This is a genomic window from Anaerococcus sp. NML200537, from assembly GCF_026131715.1.
Classification (GTDB): Bacteria; Bacillota; Clostridia; order Tissierellales; family Peptoniphilaceae; genus Anaerococcus; species Anaerococcus kampingae.
Window position 1 is genome coordinate 1 of the sequence record NZ_JAMXSL010000014.1, and the last position, 20,620, is coordinate 20,620.

22 protein-coding genes and 3 pseudogenes are annotated in these 20,620 nt (G+C 35.2%); 5 read left to right on the forward strand and 20 right to left on the reverse strand.

Annotation, left to right across the window (positions count from 1 at the left end; genetic code table 11):
- A partial coding sequence (locus NH288_RS05300; RefSeq protein ID WP_265213679.1) for a hypothetical protein occupies positions 1-195 on the forward strand: 195 nt, incomplete at its 5' end.
- A gap of 120 nt (positions 196-315) precedes the next feature.
- Here the strand turns inward: NH288_RS05300 and uvrB are convergent.
- From uvrB to mgtA, 7 genes are all read right to left on the reverse strand, one after another.
- Complete coding sequence (gene uvrB / locus NH288_RS05305) at positions 316-2,274, reverse strand: excinuclease ABC subunit UvrB (RefSeq protein WP_265213681.1); 1,959 nt, start codon at positions 2,272-2,274, stop codon at positions 316-318.
- Between the two features lie 136 nt (positions 2,275-2,410).
- Entirely contained in the window at positions 2,411-4,273 is a 1,863-nt protein-coding gene (locus tag NH288_RS05310) for a heavy metal translocating P-type ATPase (RefSeq protein WP_265213683.1), read from the reverse strand.
- Positions 4,274-4,498, reverse strand: coding sequence for a cation transporter (locus tag NH288_RS05315; RefSeq protein WP_106461547.1), 225 nt, complete (start codon positions 4,496-4,498; stop codon positions 4,274-4,276). It lies immediately after the preceding gene.
- Between the two features lie 13 nt (positions 4,499-4,511).
- Positions 4,512-4,850, reverse strand: coding sequence for an ArsR/SmtB family transcription factor (locus NH288_RS05320; RefSeq protein ID WP_106461546.1), 339 nt, complete (start codon positions 4,848-4,850; stop codon positions 4,512-4,514).
- A 176-nt stretch (positions 4,851-5,026) separates the two neighbouring features.
- Positions 5,027-6,334, reverse strand: coding sequence for an aspartate kinase (locus NH288_RS05325; RefSeq protein WP_265213684.1), 1,308 nt, complete (start codon positions 6,332-6,334; stop codon positions 5,027-5,029).
- Positions 6,335-6,549: 215 nt separating this feature from the next.
- Positions 6,550-7,323, reverse strand: a complete 774-nt coding sequence (locus NH288_RS05330) for a hypothetical protein (protein WP_265213685.1) — start codon at positions 7,321-7,323, stop codon at positions 6,550-6,552.
- 131 nt (positions 7,324-7,454) lie between these two features.
- Complete coding sequence (mgtA, locus tag NH288_RS05335; protein ID WP_265213686.1) at positions 7,455-9,986, reverse strand: magnesium-translocating P-type ATPase; 2,532 nt, start codon at positions 9,984-9,986, stop codon at positions 7,455-7,457.
- 297 nt (positions 9,987-10,283) lie between these two features.
- Here mgtA and NH288_RS05340 point away from each other — a divergent pair.
- The 4 genes and pseudogenes from NH288_RS05340 to NH288_RS05350 form a co-directional block, all read left to right on the forward strand.
- Positions 10,284-10,391 (forward strand): annotated as a pseudogene (locus tag NH288_RS05340) (DNA-binding protein); the annotation flags it as partial.
- Positions 10,392-10,411: 20 nt separating this feature from the next.
- Positions 10,412-10,540, forward strand: a pseudogene (locus NH288_RS11390) (XRE family transcriptional regulator); the annotation flags it as partial.
- A gap of 15 nt (positions 10,541-10,555) precedes the next feature.
- On the forward strand, positions 10,556-10,636 hold the full coding sequence (locus NH288_RS11395; RefSeq protein ID WP_410035291.1) for a hypothetical protein: 81 nt from the start codon (positions 10,556-10,558) through the stop codon (positions 10,634-10,636).
- On the forward strand, positions 10,620-10,880 hold the full coding sequence (locus tag NH288_RS05350) for a hypothetical protein (RefSeq protein WP_234025878.1): 261 nt from the start codon (positions 10,620-10,622) through the stop codon (positions 10,878-10,880). Before NH288_RS11395 ends, NH288_RS05350 begins: the two co-directional genes overlap by 17 nt.
- Positions 10,881-11,017: 137 nt before the next feature.
- On the opposite strand, the gene NH288_RS05355 is transcribed toward NH288_RS05350, so the two are convergent.
- The 13 genes and pseudogenes from NH288_RS05355 to NH288_RS05410 form a co-directional block, all read right to left on the reverse strand.
- On the reverse strand, positions 11,018-13,138 hold the full coding sequence (locus NH288_RS05355) for a heavy metal translocating P-type ATPase (protein ID WP_265213688.1): 2,121 nt from the start codon (positions 13,136-13,138) through the stop codon (positions 11,018-11,020).
- Between the two features lie 19 nt (positions 13,139-13,157).
- Complete coding sequence (locus NH288_RS05360) at positions 13,158-13,607, reverse strand: CopY/TcrY family copper transport repressor (RefSeq protein ID WP_265213689.1); 450 nt, start codon at positions 13,605-13,607, stop codon at positions 13,158-13,160.
- A gap of 115 nt (positions 13,608-13,722) precedes the next feature.
- Positions 13,723-13,818: pseudogene (locus NH288_RS11400) on the reverse strand (relaxase); the annotation flags it as partial.
- Between the two features lie 282 nt (positions 13,819-14,100).
- Positions 14,101-14,232, reverse strand: a complete 132-nt coding sequence (locus NH288_RS05365) for a hypothetical protein (RefSeq protein WP_265213690.1) — start codon at positions 14,230-14,232, stop codon at positions 14,101-14,103.
- A 134-nt stretch (positions 14,233-14,366) separates the two neighbouring features.
- A complete protein-coding gene (locus tag NH288_RS05370; RefSeq protein WP_265213691.1) occupies positions 14,367-15,590 on the reverse strand; it encodes an IS110 family transposase in 1,224 nt (407 codons plus the stop codon).
- Positions 15,591-16,059: 469 nt separating this feature from the next.
- Positions 16,060-16,800, reverse strand: coding sequence for an SH3 domain-containing protein (locus tag NH288_RS05375; RefSeq protein WP_265213692.1), 741 nt, complete (start codon positions 16,798-16,800; stop codon positions 16,060-16,062).
- A 38-nt stretch (positions 16,801-16,838) separates the two neighbouring features.
- Positions 16,839-17,282: a phage holin family protein gene (locus tag NH288_RS05380; RefSeq protein WP_265213693.1), complete on the reverse strand. Its 444-nt coding sequence runs from the start codon at positions 17,280-17,282 to the stop codon at positions 16,839-16,841.
- 53 nt (positions 17,283-17,335) lie between these two features.
- Entirely contained in the window at positions 17,336-17,554 is a 219-nt protein-coding gene (locus tag NH288_RS05385; RefSeq protein ID WP_265213694.1) for a hypothetical protein, read from the reverse strand.
- Positions 17,554-17,856: a hypothetical protein gene (locus tag NH288_RS05390; protein WP_265213695.1), complete on the reverse strand. Its 303-nt coding sequence runs from the start codon at positions 17,854-17,856 to the stop codon at positions 17,554-17,556. Before NH288_RS05390 ends, NH288_RS05385 begins: the two co-directional genes overlap by 1 nt.
- 43 nt (positions 17,857-17,899) lie before the next feature.
- A complete protein-coding gene (locus NH288_RS05395) occupies positions 17,900-18,403 on the reverse strand; it encodes a hypothetical protein (protein ID WP_265213696.1) in 504 nt (167 codons plus the stop codon).
- Positions 18,404-18,421: 18 nt separating this feature from the next.
- Positions 18,422-18,919, reverse strand: coding sequence for a hypothetical protein (locus NH288_RS05400; RefSeq protein ID WP_265213698.1), 498 nt, complete (start codon positions 18,917-18,919; stop codon positions 18,422-18,424).
- 21 nt (positions 18,920-18,940) lie between these two features.
- The gene (locus NH288_RS05405; protein ID WP_265213700.1) at positions 18,941-19,435 is read right to left on the reverse strand and encodes a hypothetical protein; all 495 of its coding nucleotides are present in this window, start codon (positions 19,433-19,435) and stop codon (positions 18,941-18,943) included.
- A complete protein-coding gene (locus NH288_RS05410; RefSeq protein ID WP_265213702.1) occupies positions 19,432-20,595 on the reverse strand; it encodes a collagen-like protein in 1,164 nt (387 codons plus the stop codon). The genes NH288_RS05405 and NH288_RS05410 overlap by 4 nt, the downstream gene beginning before the upstream one ends.
- Between the last annotated feature and the right edge of the window lie 25 nt (positions 20,596-20,620).

A 20,620-nucleotide genomic window follows, 5' to 3' on the forward strand; every position in this document is an offset into this window, starting at 1 on the left:
CTTGCTAATTTATTTAAACTTATTTCGCCTTCTTCGTATTCTTTTATTACTTTTTTCTTTAATTCTAAACTATATTTTTTCATTGCAGCCTCTTTTCTAGCTACAACTTTTGGGGAGTCCTACACCCATGCGAAAGGGTCCTTGGCTCTCCCCCTTTGGCGAAGTCATCAGCTTGATGACAAACATTTATTTTAAGACAAAATTACGAAGGATAATAGTAAATAATAATCTCATATTGTATAAGAAAAGAAGGGGTTCTAGGGGAAAATCCCCTAAAATATTCTAATCTTGGATTAGAAATATTCTTATCTTGGATTAGAAATTCTCTCTCATTTTTTTAATTTGGTCTCGTAATTTTGCTGCTCTTTCAAAATCAAGCTCTTCTGCAGCCTTGTACATTTCTGCTTCCATGTTTATTAGGATTGTTTCTATTTCTGCCCTGTTTATTTCTTGGATTTCTTCTACATCTTCTGCTTTTTTGGTTACTTGGATTATTTCGCCTATGTTTTTCCTGATGGTGGTTGGGGTAATATTGTGTTTTTTGTTGAAGGCTTCTTGAATTTTTCTTCTACGCTCTGTTTCATCTATTGCCTTTTGCATGGATCCTGTGATGCGGTCGGCATACATTATTACCCTGCCTTCTGAGTTACGGGCGGCCCTTCCTATGGTTTGTATTAGGGAGGTTTCGCTTCTTAAAAAGCCTTCCTTGTCGGCATCTAGGATTGTTATTAGGGATACTTCTGGTATATCTAATCCCTCTCTTAGGAGGTTGATGCCTACTAATACGTCAAATTCTCCCAACCTTAGCTCTCTTATTATCTCGCTTCTTTCGATGGTCTTTATGTCTGAGTGGAGGTATTTGACCTTGATTTGCTTTTCTGTTAAATAGTCTGTGAGGTCTTCGGCCATTTTCTTGGTTAGGGTTGTGACAAGGACCCTGTCTCCCTTATCAATTGTCTTGTAGACTTCATTTATAAGGTCATCTATTTGATTTTCTGTTGGTCTTATTTCTACAAGTGGGTCTAGTAGTCCTGTTGGCCTTATTATTTGCTCTACAATCTTGCCCCCTGTTTTTTCCATCTCGTATGGGCCTGGTGTTGCTGAGACGTAAATTGTCTGGTTAATTAGCTTTTCAAATTCTTCAAATTTAAGCGGCCTATTATCTAGGGCTGAAGGTAGTCTAAATCCGTAATCTACTAGATTTTGCTTTCTGGACCTATCCCCTGCATACATACCTCCTACTTGAGGAATTGATACGTGGGACTCATCTACCATTAGGACGAAGTCTTTTGGAAAATAGTCGATTAGTGTGTAAGGCCTTGACCCCCTTGGTCTTTGAGATAGGTGGGCTGAATAATTTTCAATCCCTGAGCAAAATCCGATTTCCTTGAGCATTTCTATGTCATATCTGGTTCTTTGTTCAATTCTTTGGGCTTCTAAGAGTTTATTTTCGCTTTCAAATTCCTTGATTCTCTCTTCTAGCTCTTCTTCAATTGTAACTATTGCCCTTTCAGTCTTCTCGCTTGTGGTAGCGTAGTGGCTGGCAGGATATATATAGCCGTGGGAAAGCTTTGATAGAACCTTGCCTGTTAGGGGATCAAATTCTGAAATCTGATCGATTTCATCTCCAAAAAATTCAACCCTGATAGCCTTTTGGTCAAAACCTGCTGGGTAGATATCAAGGATATCGCCCCTAGCCCTAAAGGTCCCCCTGTCAAAGTCCACGTCATTTCTCACATATTGGACGTCAATAAGCTTTTTCATTACCCCTGCCGGGCTTATTTCTTGGCCAGGTCTTAGGGATACGACTAGCTTTTTGTAATCAATCGGATCTCCCAGACCATAAATACAGGAGACAGATGCCACAATTATAACATCTCTACGCTCAAAAAGAGCCATGGTCGCAGAGTGGCGCATCTTGTCAATCTCATCGTTGATGGATGAATCCTTGGCAATGTAGGTGTCAGTTGCGGCCACATAGGCCTCTGGCTGGTAATAATCATAATAGGAAACAAAATATTCTACAGCATTGTCTGGGAAAAACTCCTTAAATTCTGTAAAAAGCTGGTAGGCAAGGGTCTTGTTGTGGGCAAGGACTAGGGTAGGTCTTTGGACCTTTTCGATAATGTTGGCCATGGTAAAGGTCTTACCAGAGCCTGTTATCCCTCTTAGGATCTGGTCCTTCTTGCCAGCAAGAATCCCATCAGAAAGCTCTCTAATAGCCTCCGGCTGGTCTCCACGTGGTTTGTATTCTGAATTAAGCTTAAATTTCATAACATCTCTCAATCTTTATAAAGGAAAAGACCTAAAAGGCCTTTAAATTTCATACATTTATACCCTTGTATTATACTAGGAAATAGGAAGTTTTCAATGATTGAAAGACTTAGCTCTGTGGTCAAAAAAAGAACCCTTAAAGGTTCTTTTTAAGTATCCTCATAGCCCAGAGGATGGCGGCAATTGACACTCCCACATCTCCGATTATGGCTAGCCACATTGAAGCATATCCAAATAGGCCCAGGATTAAGATTAAAATTTTAACTGTCATTATAAATACAATATTTTGCACAACTGTCAAATTGGTTATATTAGCTATCTTCATCAGCCTTTCAAGTTGGCTAAATTGTCCATTTGCTATAAGGATATCTGATGATTCTATGGCAAGATCTGATGCAGTTTCTCCCATTGAAATACCTATATCAGAATTTTTAAGAACTGGTGCATCATTTATACCATCACCAACAAAAACGACCTTGTGGCCAGCATCCTGGTAGGCCTTCATAATTTCAAGCTTATCTTTTGGCATAACCTCACCATGGTAAATATCAATATCAAGTTTGTCAGCCAAGTCTTTTACAGCAAAGACGCTATCTCCAGATACAACTCCAACTTCCTTAAACTGACCCTTAAGAAATTTAATAGTCTCCTTAGCACCTTTTTTTATCTCATCTTCTACGATAATCTTTGCAGCAAGCTTACTATCTATGGCTAAAAATACAGCCCTATCGGTTACATCGCCCTCATAGGCTACATACCTTGCTGATCCAATTTTTATTTGTCTACCATCCTTAGTCCTAGCTTTAATTCCAAGGCCCTTTTCATTTTCAACATCTTCAAATAAATCAGGATTTTCTTCACGATTTAGAGAAGCAACTATGCCTTGGGCAAGAGGATGGGTCGACATCTTTTCTAGATTATAAATAAAATCTAAAAGCTCTTCCTTATCATCAACATCATAATAAACTATGTCCTTAACTACAAATTCTCCTGTAGTTAGAGTTCCTGTCTTATCTGTAAGGAGAATATCAGCTGTCTTTAGGTCTTCAAAATATTGGCTGCCCTTAACCAAAATTCCATCACGACTTGCTAGTCCCAAGCCTGACATAAAGGAAAGTGGCACTGACAAGACAAGGGCACATGGACAGGACAATGCTAAAAAGGTCGCTGCCCTAAAGAGATAGTCTGACCAGGACCCACCCATGAAAAGTGGTGGAACAATGGCAACTAAGCCTGCAAGGGCGACTACAATTGGTGTGTAAATCCTGGCAAATCTTGTAATAAGCTTTTCGCTATCAGATTTTGCTGTATGTGAATCCTCAATAAGTTCTATAATCTTGGCAGCTACAGAATCGTCAAATTCCTTCTCTGCCCTATATTTTATAATCCCATCTGTGACAATAGATGAGGAAATAATTTCGCTACCTGGCTCAATTTCAACAGGCATAGACTCACCTGTCACAGAAGAAGTATCAACCAGGGCCCTGCCCTCGATTACAAAGCCATCGACACCGACCTTCTCACCATCACGAACCATGAGCACATCGCCCACTTCTACATCATCAAGGTCAATCTCTTCGATAGATCCATCCTCCAGAACCCTATTAGCAAGATCAGGCACTAGGTCTAGGAGGTCCTTGATATTTTCCTTAGAACGGTGGGTAGCAATCTCTTCAAATAGCTCTCCAAAGCCATAAAAAACCATAACGGCAATGGCCTCGATATAATCTCCTATGATAAAGGCTGTAAGGGTAGCGATGGTCATAAGGAAATTCTCATCCAAGGCCTGGCCCCTCTTAATTCCCTCAAAGGCAGCCTTTAAAACATCAGCAGCCGCTATTAAATATAAGAGAAGAAAAGCTAAAAGCACACCCCAATTAGGATGACCAATATCATTGTGCTTATGGCCTGTCGCAAAGGTAAGCCCAAAACTAGCAAGGCCAATAAGAATCAGCTTATAAAGCTCTTTCTTATGGTCCTTAGTCATTGACTTAAACATCTATTTCTCCTTAATCACAGACCCTGGTTCAATCCTATCGGCAATCTCATTAGCCTCTTTAAGGAAAGCTTCAAGGTCTATATCATCAGCCAAATCAAGCTTAACCTTCTCAGTCAAAAAAGACACGCTAGCAGAATTAACCCCATCCATCTTAGAGATGGCCTCCTCAATCTTAGCTCCGCAATTAGCACAATCCAAACCTTCAATAATATATTTCTTCTTCATAAAATCCTCCTAATTATTCTTCACAAATTTCTTCGCACTCTGCACAATTCTTATCATCTTCACAAACATGGTCAAGGCCAGTCGCAATGATAATCTTGACATGGTCATCAGCCAAGCTATACATCATAGACTTGCCATCCCTCTCGGCCTTAACGAGATTATTCTCCTTAAGATTTCTAAGCTGGTGGCTAATAGCTGACTGGCTCATATCAAGACTTTCAGCAATATCCCCCACACTCACAGGCCCCTCAAAAAGCCTATACATAATCCTCATCCTGGTAGAGTCTGAGAAAATCTTAAACAAATCGGCCAAATCAGCCAAAATGTTATCCGAGATATTTTTAATATTCATATTAGTCACCTTTCATATGTTTGTTTGTTCATATGAATATTATAGCATATATAAAATAAAAGTCAATAGAAAGACAATAAAAAATCCCCCATCCAAGGCTAAAATGGTCTTAGTGGGGGTAGTTAAAATTTATTTAAAACTAATCAACTATATACGAAGACAAATTCTAAATTGTCTTACTTTTCTCCATAAAATTCGTCATAAATAGAGCGGATTGCCCTTTCAAAATCTTGAGTTTCTATGCCGATAATAATATTAAGCTCGCTAGAGCCCTGGCTAATCATCTTGATATTAACACCTTCTTTAGCAAGAGCAGTAAAAGTCCTGGCTGAAACACCCTTTTCCTTAATCATGCCTCGGCCAACTACTGCAATAAGAGAAATATCCCTCTCCCAAGATAGGCTATCAACATCCAAATAGATTTGTAATTCTTCAAGGACCTTATTTAGCTTAGGGGTAATATAGGAATCTGCCACAAGAACAGAAACCGTATCAATACCCGAAGGCATATGCTCGATTGAAATATCGTTAGACTCAAAAACAGTAGTAAGTTTCCTAAAAAAGTCCTTCTCACTGTTCATATTTACCTTCTCTAGGGTAATAGAAGTAAAGTCCTTCTTGCCAGTAATACCTGTAAGGATGTTTTTATTTTTGACATCACAGGTTGAAACAATAAGAGTTCCTGGCTTATCCGGTTTATTAGTATTTTTAATATTAATTGGAATATTTTTATCCCTAAGAGGGAAAATCGCCTCTTCATGAAGGACATTAGCCCCCATATAAGATAGCTCCCTAAGCTCCTTGTAGGTAATGGTGCCAATAGGCTTTGGATTTTTGACAATCCTAGGATCAGCAACCAAAAATCCAGACACATCAGTAAAATTCTCATACATCTTACAATCAACAGCTGAAGCAATAACAGAGCCCGTCACATCAGACCCTCCACGAGAAAATGTCATAATCTCGCCATTTTCCTGACCATAAAAACCAGGAATAACAGCCCTATCATGCTTAGCCAAGATATCTTTAATGTAAGCTTTAGACTTATCCAAATCCAAAATCCCATCATTAAAAGTAATCAAATCCTTGGCATCCACAAATTCATAGCCAATAAAAGCAGCCAAAACCCTAGCACTCATATACTCCCCACGACTAACAACAAAATCATAAGAAGCCCCATTTGTAATCTCTTCCTTAACCTCAGCAAGGATCGCGTCAATATCAATATCAAGGCCCAGGTCATCGACAATATTTTTATAAACATCCTCAATAATCCTATAAACCTCATTAAAATTTAAGTCATGGTCACTTAATTGGTGGCACATAGCCAAAAGGTCAGTCACCTTGTGATTGTTATTGACACCCTTGCCAGGCGCAGAAACAACAATATATTTGCGATCACTATCTGCAAAAATAATATCCTTAACCTTCTTAAGCTGAGTAGAATCAGCCAAAGAACTTCCCCCAAATTTAACAACTTTCATCATCTTCCCCTTTATATAAAAAATAATTTAATCAAAATTAAAATCATACATCCAAATAGTATGATAAAGCAATTTAAAAAACTATACATTTATAATTCCACTTGTCAATTATTAGATAACTTTGATAAAGTGGTGAAAGGGTTCTTGTATTGGAAGACAATAATAAAAAATCTTACAGAAAAAACCGGTGAAAATCACCGGTCCTTAGCAATTTTTTAATTTATATTTCTAAATATCTTCCAATCAATATCATTAAATTCACCAAGAACATAGTCTATTTTACAAATAGACCAGGCTTCATGCATAGTCTGTCCAAATTTATTAAAACATAACTTATCATCCAAGCAAAATACAGCATGGACAGGATTTTCATCATATAAAATTAGTACATCATTTGCTTTTATCAAATTAAGGTCTTTTATTTCACCTATTTTTTCATAGCCTTTAGCTTCTAGAAACAATAACAAGCTATCAGCAAATGCCCACTCATTAATCAAATCCTCTTTTTTTGAAATCGAATACATGACACTTGCAAAACAATTAGGGCCATGACTATTTGGAAAAACATTATGAAATTTCTTTAAATAATCAAAACCTTCAATATTATTAATATTAGTATCTACAAGCTCATCATCATTATCTTTAAAAAAATTTTCCTTAAGACCAAGATCAAGAGACTTCCATGTTTTCTTAGTAAGGAGAATATCCCCACATTTAAAAGCATCTCCATTATTAATAGTCTCTTCCTTTAAATTTTCTCTAAATATTTCAGGAAGAGCTTCAAACCAACCTTCTACTCCAATAATCACATAATCAAAATCAATCCCCCAAGTCTCATGATTGCTAATATTATTCACATTTCCATACTTATAATGATTAAAAAAATCATCCTCTGTAAGGACTAGAACATCCTTTAACATATTTTTATTGGACTTGTAGAAGTCTTTTTTGATAAAAAATAAATCATAGTTAATTCGTAAATCTCTCATAGATATCACCCCTCATATAAACCTTTCTTTAATAATCTAAATTGATTTTTGCCTTAGCATCTTCGTTATTGTATATAATTGATTATTCATTCTGCAACAGCCCCTGTAATTATACAAAGATTCCCTTACCCCTATTTCCTAGAAAAAGAATTATGCTTATAGAATTTTCTCTTCAAAACTTCTGCAAATAGGGCATATATTATGGATATACCTAGCATGGATAGGAGTGCTTTTAGTGGTAATTTTACTAGGCCCAGGTAGGAGTTTATTGGACTATATATTATTGAAACTAATAATATACTTACGCTTAATATTGCTATTAGTAGGCCCTTGCTTGGTTTGCTTTTTATTACTGGTCTTGCTGTTCTTACTATTAGCATGACTATCATGGCTGAGATGACTGATTCTAGCATCCAGCCTGTTTGGAAGAGTTTCTCGTCGGCTTTGAAGATGAAGATTAAGACGAAAAATGTTAGGTAGTCAAAGAGTGATGATGTAATGCCAAAAACTATCATGAATTTTTTGATAAATTTCATATCCCATTTCACTGGCTTTTCTAACCAAGATTTATCTACTGAGTCTGAGGCTATTTGCAAGGATGGGAAGTCTGTCAATAAGTTTGTTAGAAGAATTTGTTTTGGCAATAGGGGTAGGAATTTTAAGAAAATACTCGCCCCTGCCATTGAAAACATATTTCCAAAGTTCGCACTTGTTGCGACGAATATGTATTTCAAGGTATTTATAAAGGTTCTTCTTCCTTCTTTTATTCCAGATAATAATACTCTTAGACTATTTTGTAAAAGTACAATTGAGGCTGCATCTTTGGCAGTGTCGGCTGCTGTATCTACTGATATGCCCACATCAGCTTGCTTTATGGCTGGTGCATCATTTATGCCATCTCCCATATAACCTACGATTTCTCCAGCTTCCTTGTAGGCTCTTATTATTTTTTCCTTTTGATTTGGACTAATTTCTGCAAATATATCTATGTCTAGGACTTTTTTGTTTAGCTGGCTTATAGAATATGAACTTAAATCTTGACCCAGCAAGATTTTTTCTGGATCAAGGCCTATCTGGCTTCCGATATTTTTGGCTATTTCACAGTTATCACCTGTTACCATTTTTAGAGCGATGCCTAGGTCATTCATCTGACTTATGACTTCTTTGATATCTTCCTTTAATGGGTCAATAAAGAGCAAAAATCCTTTAAAAATCATGTCTTCTGCCTTCTCATTTTCAAAATCAGACTCACCGCTTAAATCCTTATAAGCAAGACCCAAGACCCTGTAGCCCTGGCTTGAGAACTTAGAAAATAAGTCAAATATTTGGTCTTTAATCTCATCAATTTTTCCAACAGAACCGTCGGCCTTCTCATAAAATTTGCTTATATTTACAATGCTTTCAAAGGCTCCCTTAGTTACCATAAGATTTTTATTTGATAAATCAGGACCAGTTTTTACTAGTATACTTAATATTTTATTTTCAAAAGAGTAGGGTATTTCAAATAGCTTCTTGTAGGCAGAAAAGTCTTCTTTGTTCGCACTTAAAATAGCCTGGTCAATCGGATTTGCATAGCCTTCTTGAAAATATGAATTTATGGCCGCAAATTTACTTAAATCTCCTGATTTTTCTCCATTGAAATTTAAGGCCCTATCAAGCTTGACCTTTCCCTTTGTTATTGTCCCTGTTTTATCAGAGCACATAATAGTCATTGACCCGAAATTTTCTATTGCATTTAATTTTTTGACAATGACACCTTCCTCAGACATCCTCTTGGCACCTTGGGATAGGTTTACACTGATTATAGCTGGCAACATCTGAGGTGTGAGGCCAACAGAAAGAGCCAGGGCGAACATAAAGGATTCTAAGAAAGGCTTATTTAAAATGATATTAAATATAAATATAAGGCCAATTAAAAGGCTTGTGACATGCAAAATTAAAGATCCAAAATCCTTTATCCCCTTCTCAAAGTCTGTATCAGAGTCCTTTTGGCTTAGGGATGCAGTAATCTTGCCAAATTCTGAATTTTTTGCCAAATTCACTACTACAGCCTTGCCAGATCCACTGATTACATGGGTGCCCATCCAAAGGACATTTTTCCTCTCAGATAAAGTAGTGTTAGCAGGGATTTTCCCGCTTATCTTCTCCACTGGGAAGGTCTCCCCTGTCAGGCTTGATTCGTCAGTTGAAAGAGAATTGCCCTCAAGGAGCAAACAATCAGCCGGAATCATATCTCCAGTTTTAACGCTAATAATATCACCAAAAGTCAAATCTGCATTATCAAGCTCAACAAATTTCCCATCTCTTAGGACTGAAGAAGTAACACTTACCGAAGAAAGGAGCTTTTTTACAGCATCCTTGGCCTTACTTTCGTGAAGATAGCTTAAAATTGAAGAAATCATTATAATAATCAAGATAATAATCCCATCTGAATAATCCTTCATAAAAATCGACAAGATAGCCGCAAAGATCAAAATCATTGTTATTGGGCTTTTAAATTGAGACAAGAAAATCATAAATTGAGATTCCGACTTCCTCTTCTTAAAAACATTTTTCCCATAAGATTCAATTCTATCAGAAGCTTGCTTGCTTGATAGGCCAGCCTCACTTGAATCTAAGCTTTTTAAAACATAATCTTTATCATATGACCAAAAATCTTTCATACTGCCTCCTAGTTAATTAAAATATATTCCAAAGGCAATAAAAAGCAATTAAAAATACCAGTTTAGCTTTAGAACTAAGCTGGTATAGTTTTATATTTTTTAGATTATCACTAAATCCACCTAATTATAGGACGTTTTCAAATTTTTAGTCCCTACCCAGTCCCAGTACCGGAGAAATATTGTTTTAATATAATATCTGTTAATCTTGTTTATCCAGTTTTCAAATTAATCTCACTTCGAATTTACTTCATTTTTACTTTTTGATTTGTGGGTTTAAATCTAAATATATTACTTGGTAATTATCCAGCCTATGGATATAAGACAAAAGATTTAGAGAATATAAAGAAAGGAGATTTTGTTAAAATATTTGGTCAAGTAAAAACAAGCATTGATAACAAAGGTAAAATATAGAATTGAAAAATGATATGGGATTTTCATATAACAAATTATGGAAGTTATTAATATAAAAATATGAAAAAACAGACTTACAATGTTCAATCGCAACAACACCAAAGACAATAGCAAAAATAGGAAGAGACGAAAATGTAAGTCTATAAACATTAGGAAAGATTTGTGAGTATTTTCAATGTGATATTGGAGATATTATTGAATATAAGTCAATGGGAATCAAATATGATAACGGAATTTGATAGTATTCCATATTCCAATGATGGTAGAGGGCTACAATGCTTATTAAAAACTGAGCTTGCTTTAAATAATATTAATACAAATAAAGATAAAATAATTTTAATTGAAGAGCCAGAAAACCATTTGTCATATTCTAACATGAATAATTTAATTGATATTCTACAAGAAAATAGGATAACAAGTTATAAAAGTGTTGAAATAGGTGCTTTTATGATTTTAAAAGAAATCAATTCTATAATAAATTAAAAATCGTGTTGGTAGAAAAATCGTCTACTTCTACCAACACGATTTTACAAAGAGCCAGTACTTACATCTCTTTTTCTCCTGTAAAACTATTGTATCTTGATACTTTAAGGAGTTTCAATTATTCTATATGTTAATTGTCATTTTTTCGGATCTAATTTTAATAAAATAGCATTAATTGCAACTAAGACTGTTGACACAGACATTAGAATTGCTCCTACTGCAGGACTTAATGTGAAGCCAAAAGGAGCCAAAATTCCTGCAGCTAGAGGGATAGCTATAAAGTTATAACCGGCTCCCCAAAAGAGGTTTTGTTTCATTTTACGAGTTGTTTTGTGTGCTAGTTCAATGAACGATTCAATATCTCCTGGATCAGATTGAGTCAAGATGACATCAGCTGAATCCAATGCCACTTGGGTTCCAGCGCCTACAGCTATACCAACGTCTGCTAAGGCAAGAGAAGGAGCATCATTGACACCGTCACCTACCATGATAACTTTCTTTCCTTCATCTTTAAGTGTTTTAACTAACTCATATTTGTCTTGTGGTGATTGATTTGATCTATATTCAATCCCTAAGTCTTCTGCCGCTCCTTGAGCCGCTTTTTCATTATCACCTGTTGCCATAATTGGCTCTATATTGTTATTTTTAAGAGCTTCTATTAGCTCTTTACTGGTTGCTTTTAATTCATCCCCCAAAGCTACAGCACCAATGGCATCATCGTTTTCTACTAAGACACTGAGGGTTGCTCCTTTTGGAATACCCATATCTATATTACGTCCGTATGCTTTTTGACTGATTAATTGGTATTGGTGCCCATTGGCTTTACCTTCTACGCCAGCACCGGAAATTACATCAATGGAATCAAAGGATACTGGACTTATACCTTCTTGGTCGGCGAAGCTTATAATTGATTGAGCAATAGGGTGACTAGACCCTCCTTCAATACCTGCCAATAGTGAAATGATTTCTTCTTTTGTATATTTTTCATTAAGAAGTTTTACATCTAATACTTTAAACTCACCTGTTGTTAAAGTACCTGTCTTATCTAAAATCATCACATCTGCATCTTGAGCTATTTCTAAAGATTCTCGGTCTTTTACTAGTAAGCCACGACTTGCCCCTAAGCTTGTGCTACGAGCGGTGACCAATGGAATAGCTAGACCCAAAGCGTGAGGACAAGCTATAACTAATGTTGTGATAGCAAATTTTACTGCCGTTGGGATGTCCGCTATAAGCGTCCATACTACAAAAGCTATTAGTGCGACAATGACCGCAATATAGAAGAGCCATCCTGCAACCTTTTGAGCAATATTTTCTGCTCTGGAAGGCTGACTTTGAGCTTGGCTGATTAAATTCTGAACTTGAGAGATGAAGGATTGATCACCTGTCTCATTCACTTTAATATAAAGAACCCCTTCTCCATTTGTTGAGCCTCCGATTACTTCATCGCCAGGACCTTTTTTAACTGCTTTTGATTCTCCAGTCAAAAGAGCTTCATTTAGACGTGATTCGCCACGCTCGATAGTTCCGTCTGCTGGCACATTTTCTCCAGCTTGAACTCGAATTAAATCACCTACCTTTAAGTCAGCAACTGGACGTATTTCAATTGAATCGTCTTCTAACACAACGTGAGCATCTTTCGGCACTAACTTAGCCAATTCTGCTTGTGCGTCTCCTGCTTCTCCAATAGCTTTCATCTCAATCCAGTGACCTAATAACATGATTAATAGTAATGAAGCAAATTCAAAGAAAAAATCCATAATTTGTTCACCTGTTACGTAGCTTGCTATTACAGTATAAATACTATATAAATATGAAACACTTAAACCTAAAGAAACGAGAGCCATCATTCCAGGTTCTTTTTGTTTAAATTCGTCAACTGCCCCTTGATAGAATGGACGTCCACCATAAATAATTAATATAGTAGATAAAATAGCTACTACAATATCAGAATATGGAAAAGTAAACTGGAATGGTAGGTCAAACCCAGCCATAGGGGATAAGAGCATAATAATGATTCCTAGTGGCAATGATTTTAAGAAAAGTTCCTTAAAGTTACCGTGATGATGGTGGTCATGCCCACTATGCCCGCTGTGATCATGCCCACTATGCCCACTGTGGTCATGACCAGCATGATGGTCGTGATGTTGATTTTTATGGTCTCCATGTTCATCTGTGATTCCATGCTCATGTTTTGAATGATCCATGTCGCCATGATTATGGTGACTGTGGGATGAATGTTTGTTGTTATTGTTCATTTTAAATTCCTCCTTATTCTTAATGATGATGTAAATGACATTTGCATTGTCCTTCTGGACAATTGCAATCCACTTCTTCTACTGCGAAAGATTTTTTCATCTCTAATATTTTTTCTAGTCGATCTATATCATCGAAGCTTAAAACATGATCTTCAATGATGCTTCCTATTACATTTCCGACTTTCTTATTGCAAATACGATTAAAAATATCTTCTGCATAATCCCTTACGGCTTCTTTCTCTTCAATATTGGCAGTGTAAATAAACTTTCTACCTTCTTGCTCTGTATTTAGCACGCCTTTTCCAACTAATCGTCCTAAGATCGTTTTGATAGTGGATTGTGTCCAGTCCATTTTTTCTTGCAATACGGAAATGACTTTTTTACTAGTTACTCGATCATTTGCCCAAACTACACGCATGACTTCCCATTCTGCATCTGTGATATAAGTATTAAGTTCTATTGTGCTCATTTTCCTTTCCACCTCCTAGTTTACAGATGTAAACAAATATGCTCAAAATAAGTTTACCATTATAAACGAATTGTGTCAAGTCTTTTTAATAAATGTAAGCAACGCTTATAGCTTTTTATCTCTCCACTTCATTTCCATAATAATTTTCATAGTTTTTTCTATATTAAACAAGGTCTGAAAATTGCTCTTTATTCAAAGAATACTCTTGCATAAAGGCTCATTGAATTAGGGTTTTTAGAAAACTTATTTAAGAGTCTTTAGGTAGCAAGTAGAAAGGCTATGAGTTTAATGCTCATAGCCTTTTTTGCGGGTCTGTAAATAATTTTGTGTATCAACCTAAATCCTGATATAAGGGTAAGGGTTGATAATTGGGATAAGATTTGATCCCAGCCTCGTATTCTATATGTCCATATGATGATCTAACTGTTTTTTTACTAGTACCATTTCTTGTATTTAATGATAGTGGTTTTTCTCCATATTCATAGTGTAAATGCTAATCTAATTCTGCTTCCATTGTATCGCCTAGAAGGTCTTTTAGAGCTTCTTGAATATCTTGTGCGCTTTGAGGCTGATATTCTTCAATTAACATTTTTGCTTCTTTTTGTTTCTGATCTTTTTTTGGCATAAAAACCTGCTAACAAAAGTCAAGTAGAAAAGCAAATTAATTTTACTTTTCTACCTGCTATTTAGAGTTTAAATTTGAGCATGGCAAATAAGCCGGTTACAATCGGCTTGTTTTAGCTATTGTTGTTCTTGATTCTAAGCTGCTTTTAACAACTTGTTTTCTTGTTTTGATGCCATAACTTTTGCATAGTATATTCTTAAGAATTTATTTAGTCCTGCAAATTTACATATTTTTTTAGCTTTTCCATCTTTTTCTTTTTTTACCATATATTGATATATATCATTTTCAGGATCTTTAGCGCTCATCATACATTTCATAGCTTGGTAACCTACTTTTCTTAGTATTGCATTGCCTCTTTTTGTTATTTTTCTCTGATCTGCTTTAAAATTCCCTGACTCATATGGCGGTGAATCTATTCCTACAAAGGATATCAAACTTTTTTTGTTTTTAAATTTTGATAAGTCGCCAAATTCTGCTGTTATTTGTACTGCTAATTTATCTGATATTCCTGAGAATTTCTTTGCTTCTTGATATTCTTCTAAGGACTCGGAAATTTCTATCATTTGTGATAAAATAGTATGTAGAATTTGATTTATATGTTTTATCAATTCTATCCCTTCTTGTATGCTAGTCTTTATATATGAGCTATTAGAAGGTTGAATTGAGATACTTTCCTCTGCGAGCTTGTATATGGATTTAGCTTTATCAGCATTAGGATGGTATCTCTTTTCTTTTGCCCAGTTTTTAAAATCTTCTATGAATTTTTCTTCTGGTTTTTCTAATACTAGGTTTTTATGCCACCATATTTCCAAGAAATCTAATAGTTTGTCTTTTGAAAAATCATTTGATCCATGTGGAATTAATTTCTTTATTCCTGGAAATGTTTGACTTATTGTTTGATCTATGAAGTTCATTTGATTGATTCTTAATTCCATGTAGTGCTGATAGGATTTGTTTAATTCTTTTAGGACTCTGAAACTTTCTGCATCTACTTTGTATTCTTGTAACTCTTTCCAGTACATCAAACCATATTCTGCTATTTGTATGGCATCTATATTATCATTTTTTGCTTTTCTAAAGTTGAGTACTCGACAAAACTGTTTCATTTTTAGAGGATTTATTACAGTTACAAAGTATCCTTTGTCTTTTAATTCATAGAGGATTGGAAGATGATATTTTCCTGTTGCTTCCATGACTATTTTCACTTCTTCATTTAACGTATCTAGTTTCTTTAAAAATTCCTCTACTTTTGTTTTCTTAAGATGAATATCAAAAGGCTTCCGAATGATTTTGCTACCTTGTTCTAGTGCACAAACTGTAAACTTTTCTTTTGCTATATCTATTCCTATAGATATCATTTTATTACCCTCTTTCTTTTAATTTGTAGTTTCTACCTGCACCATTACACTCATTTTAGCTCGTGACACGGACGTTTTGCCCAACCTGCTTAACCGAATATGAATAATGAAGAGGTAGCTGACAGTTTTTGTGACGGATGTTTTAACCCTAAAAGACCCTCGTCATACTACTTTTTCATTATACAAAAATAGTGCAAGATAGAAATTACTTTCTTTCTTACACTATTTATGGTACTAAAAAGACCTACCCCAGCACAAGAGTAGGTTTTATGTTATAGTATAAGATTTCAATATTTATGCTGTCTTTAAGTCCGATTCATCGACTCAAATCGGAAAGCAATTTTTGCACGTCAACGTGAGTCGAAAATCATTTGGACTTAAAATCAAACTTTTTTTAGATTTTGATACCACTACATCAGTAGTTTTTTTTATTTACTAGTATTATACTTCTTCTCGTGTACTTTTTATCCTACACTCTTATCCAAGGAGTAGTATCCCCATACAATCTCCTATAAGCTACATATTTTCTTTGGCCACTATATGAAATATAAGATAGCCATCTATAACCATCACCTTCCCATACTTGGTCATAATTTATCCTATCACCTTTTCCATACTGAGCTACAACTGGAGCACTCACAGATGGGGCACTTCTTACATTGCATACCGCTTGGGTAATTCCATACCAATGTTCAGTTTTTATAAACTTGCCTTGGTTAGGGCTAGAGGATTGAGCATTTGAAGTTTTTACCGAGGTATTATCTCCAACAAATCTGAGTACGCAGGTCCATGGGTAATTTTTATACCAAGATACACATATCTCTCTGCCAGTCTGATCTCCCTTTCTTCTTCCCACTATGCCACCTACTTCATCTATTTTAGCTCCTACCATTTTGCCGTTACCAATATAGATTTCTGTATGCCTTCTAGGATTTAATAAAATATCCCCACGTTTAAGACCTGCACCCGTTCTTAGGTTAACTAATCCGGTCACATCTCTGAATCCACACTTTATGAATACGCTATACATGTTGCCTGTATATGTCGCTCCATTAGTTTTGACAGGTATTCCAGCTCTCTCACAAACATATATTACTAATCCTGAGCAATCATAATCAGGGTTACCCCATCTGTTATATTGTGAATAACCGTGTCTGTTGTCATTAGCAATATTTATAGCTTCTTGTACAAATTGTTCTATCTTTGTCATAATTTCTCCTTTTAAGCATAAAAATAGACTAGCCTTAGCTAATCTTTATTAATTGTTATATTCTCATCATCAGATACATCTATCTTTATTTTTCCATCATTTTTAATTTGCACTAAATCATTATCTTTCATTTGTTTGAAAAACTGCCTAAACTTCTCAGGATAAGGCACACCTATGATGTCCAGGTTCTCTAGTAGGGATAGGCCATATGACCCTATAAACCCAAGACATATAAAGTAACTTATAAAAACATAATCTAATGCCCTTGCATATACTCCTATTACAGTCATTAACATTAGGACTAGACCGTGTTTAAGCCAGCCGTTAGTCGATACCTTTGAGTCAAAACTCTTAGTCTTAAAAGCTTTTACATACCCAGCTATTATATCAAAAACTATTAGCCATAGTAAGCAATGATAAAGAGGACTAGTGATTAAGTCCCCAATCTGAGCATGCAATAAATCAATTGTTATTTTAACCATTTGTTTCCTTTCTTCTATAATCTATTATTCTTATTTAGCCAAAAACCCAAGACTCATTTCTTCAAGTTTGCCAAGGCTAATTTCATCTTAATCTTTTCTATTTCATATTTATTTTCTTCCAGATATACTTCTAAACTCTCTCTTAGTTGGTCTTTCACCTCCTTATCTAGCTTGGATAGCTTTTTTAGAAGTGAATCTATTGTTTCACCTTGGTAGATAATTCTCCTTGCTAGACTTCTAGTTAGTACCTCTAGTGCATATTTTGGTAGCATTATATCTCCCCTCCTAATTCTTCTAGGCCCATATCCTTAAGCATAAGCATGGAGATAGAATCCTCTACTGACTTTAGCCTTGTATCCATTGCCTCAAATTTACCCATGAGATCTTTAAAGGCAAGGCTTGGGTCAAATTCCACGGATAACTTGGCCAAGGATGTCTGGGTTATTTCTTCATCTGATAGGCCTTCGATTTTACCTTCAAAACTTACCACAAAATCCCTATATGGTTCATCTTGGGTTAGTCTTACGTCTGTTACATTCTTTCCTTCAAAATATTGTTTTTGTATTTTGTACATTTTTTCTTCCTTTCTTTGTAATAAAAAAGAGAGTCCAGGCTCTCTATAGTGGTGTTATTTCCTTGTAGTTTCCTTCTGGTGGGAGTAGGGGTTGCTTTTCTTTTGATAGGGCAGTTATATTTGGTAGGTATATATCTGCAAAACCATCCTCTGTAACTGTAAAATTAATTATTTTTATTTCGTATGATTTACTATACTCATCAATATTTGGAATCTTAATCCAGGTACAGAATCCATCAGCTAAATTTTTTCTTGATATTTCAGTATATTCACCAGGTAGTAAAGTTATATCACTTTGTTTAACGTTGTTTTTATAAGGCTCATTGATAACAATGGGACTCTCTCCAGTATTTTTTATTATTAACTTAGAGAAATTATTTTTGTAGTTTTCATAGTAATATCCGAATATATATGGCGTTTCTGGCCTTTTTACTCCCTTGAATGATATAATATTATTTTTATAATTAATATCATAATTCTTAGCTTGTGATGTACTATGAAATAAATTTATTAATGGTAAATCTAATAGGTTGTGCTTAACTAACATAAAGCACCCCCTCTAGATCTAATCTGGATAAACCTCTTTGAACGTACCCCCCCCGATAAAATACTGACGTTTAGCCATTTCTAGGGTGTTTTCGTTTGGAATGTATGGAGTTACTTCGTCTTTCTCCAGCTTCATTTCTGTAAATCTAAAGACAACTTCATCGTCATGGAATATTCTTACTTGAGCTTGATTATATGAGTTATTTTTATCTCCTATAGCTTCAATTCTATTAACACCGATTTCTGACACTAGTAGATTGCTAGTATTAAATCCATTAAAATAAATTCTAGCATTTTGACCTTTTATTAATTCAAACTTTCCTGAAAAAGCTACTTTTGAGCCTATAGTAAATTCGTCAAACAAATTTACATATATGAGACCAAATTCAAATCCTTTTTTCTTTTTTATCTTGATAGTATTCTCGTCTATAAAACTGAACTCTAGACTATTTTTATATACTTCTATATTATTTTTATTAAACTCTGATTTAGTTGACAAGTTAGGGTTAATTAACATAAACTAACCCCCTTATATCCTCTATAGAGGGTAGACTTCGTGATACCCCCCCCCGATAGGGAAAATGGCTTGATTTTCAGGTTTCATGTCTTCTTTATGTGGTAAGTATACAATTTCTTCACCATTCTTATCAAAGTATCCATCAACTATAATCATATCCTTTATCTCCGCTCCCACTCCTCTAGTTTCTCCTGACACATCTGTATATATCAGTAAATTCACAGTAATACCAGCTCGATAAGTGAAGTTAAAATAAAATCTTCCATCGATAACATTTAATCTTGCACCACCAGCAGACTTAATGTTGTTTTTATCGAACAGCATTATTGAAAATATTCCGCTTCCATTAAACTGTTTAAAACTAAAGCAAAATGTATATTTTTGATTTTCTTCAAGTGTAGTTGGAATTGTTATTTGTCGGTAATTGTAGTTATCCGATGCAACCCCATTATTTAATGCTTTAATTTTATGAGTGCCTCTATAGCCTTTTAGCAAATTCTCCTTTACTTGCATCATAACCACTCCTCTCTAATCAATCTCAGCTTCTCCTCAGGCATTGTAACATTAGTTACCACCAACTGCCCTTGGAATTTTTTACCAGGCAGGCCATCTTCTTTTCCTCTAAAGTCTATGATGTAAGAATTTAGGTTATTATCGACTTTTACCACACACCTTGTGGCCTTTTCTGTTTCATTTGCTACATATTTTAATTCAGGGTGGGCTGGGTCGTCATAGTCTGGCTTGCCATATAAAAGTATATGGCCGTCGGCTTCTGACTTTAATTTTATTTTTAAGATTTCGCCTGTGAAAGAGAATTCATAGAAATCGTTAGTTAAGATTTTCCCTATTTCCACATAACCTATTTTTACTTCATTACCTGTGATACTTGGTTTTAGTTTTATAAGTTTATCTCCAACCTCGTATGCTCCTAGACTTGCTAGGTCGCTTAGGTGGTTGTTTTGTTTGGATTTAACCTTATCTATGGAATCATTAACTTTTTTAAAGGATTGGTCTATGTTATCTAATTTTTTCTTGTATAAATTAGAAAAGTTATTGTCAGATAAGCCCTTGCCTACTTCTTTTAGGACTACTTCATCTTTGCTTGGTGATCCTAATTGGTCTCTGATTCCCTTTTTTTCTTGGGTGCTTAGCTTTGAGATACTAGCTAGGTTTATTTGGCCATCCTTACCTGGTGGACCTTGGGGACCTGTGTTTCCGTCTTTGCCAGGGTCCCCTTTTTCACCTTTAAGCGTAGTAGCACCAAGCTCTTTAACCGCTTTTATAGCTTCTTCTTTTACTAATTCCTTAGTAGATTTTTTAGCTAATTCAGCAGTTTCTTTATCATCAAAATCATCATAGCCTTTTTTGACATCTATTATAAATTCGTTATCAGACGGGAAGACATAACCATCGCATGATATTTCTAGAATGTATAGGTCATCTTTAAGATTACCAGGCATCTCAAATTCAATTGTAGATTCCTTAACACCTCTTGTTGTTTCCCAAAATGTATTATTTTTAGGGCTTCTTAAAGATATAAGAGCTTGCTTTCCATCAAGCGGTATTTCTTGCCCCTCTACATCTACTAAGACAAAAGAAAAAGGAGTGGACCTATCAGCCTGCTTGATAGTCCTACCCCCTTTGATTTGTTTTAAATTTAAAGAGTTAAAAGTCATAACCCCTCCTTACTTTTTTACATAA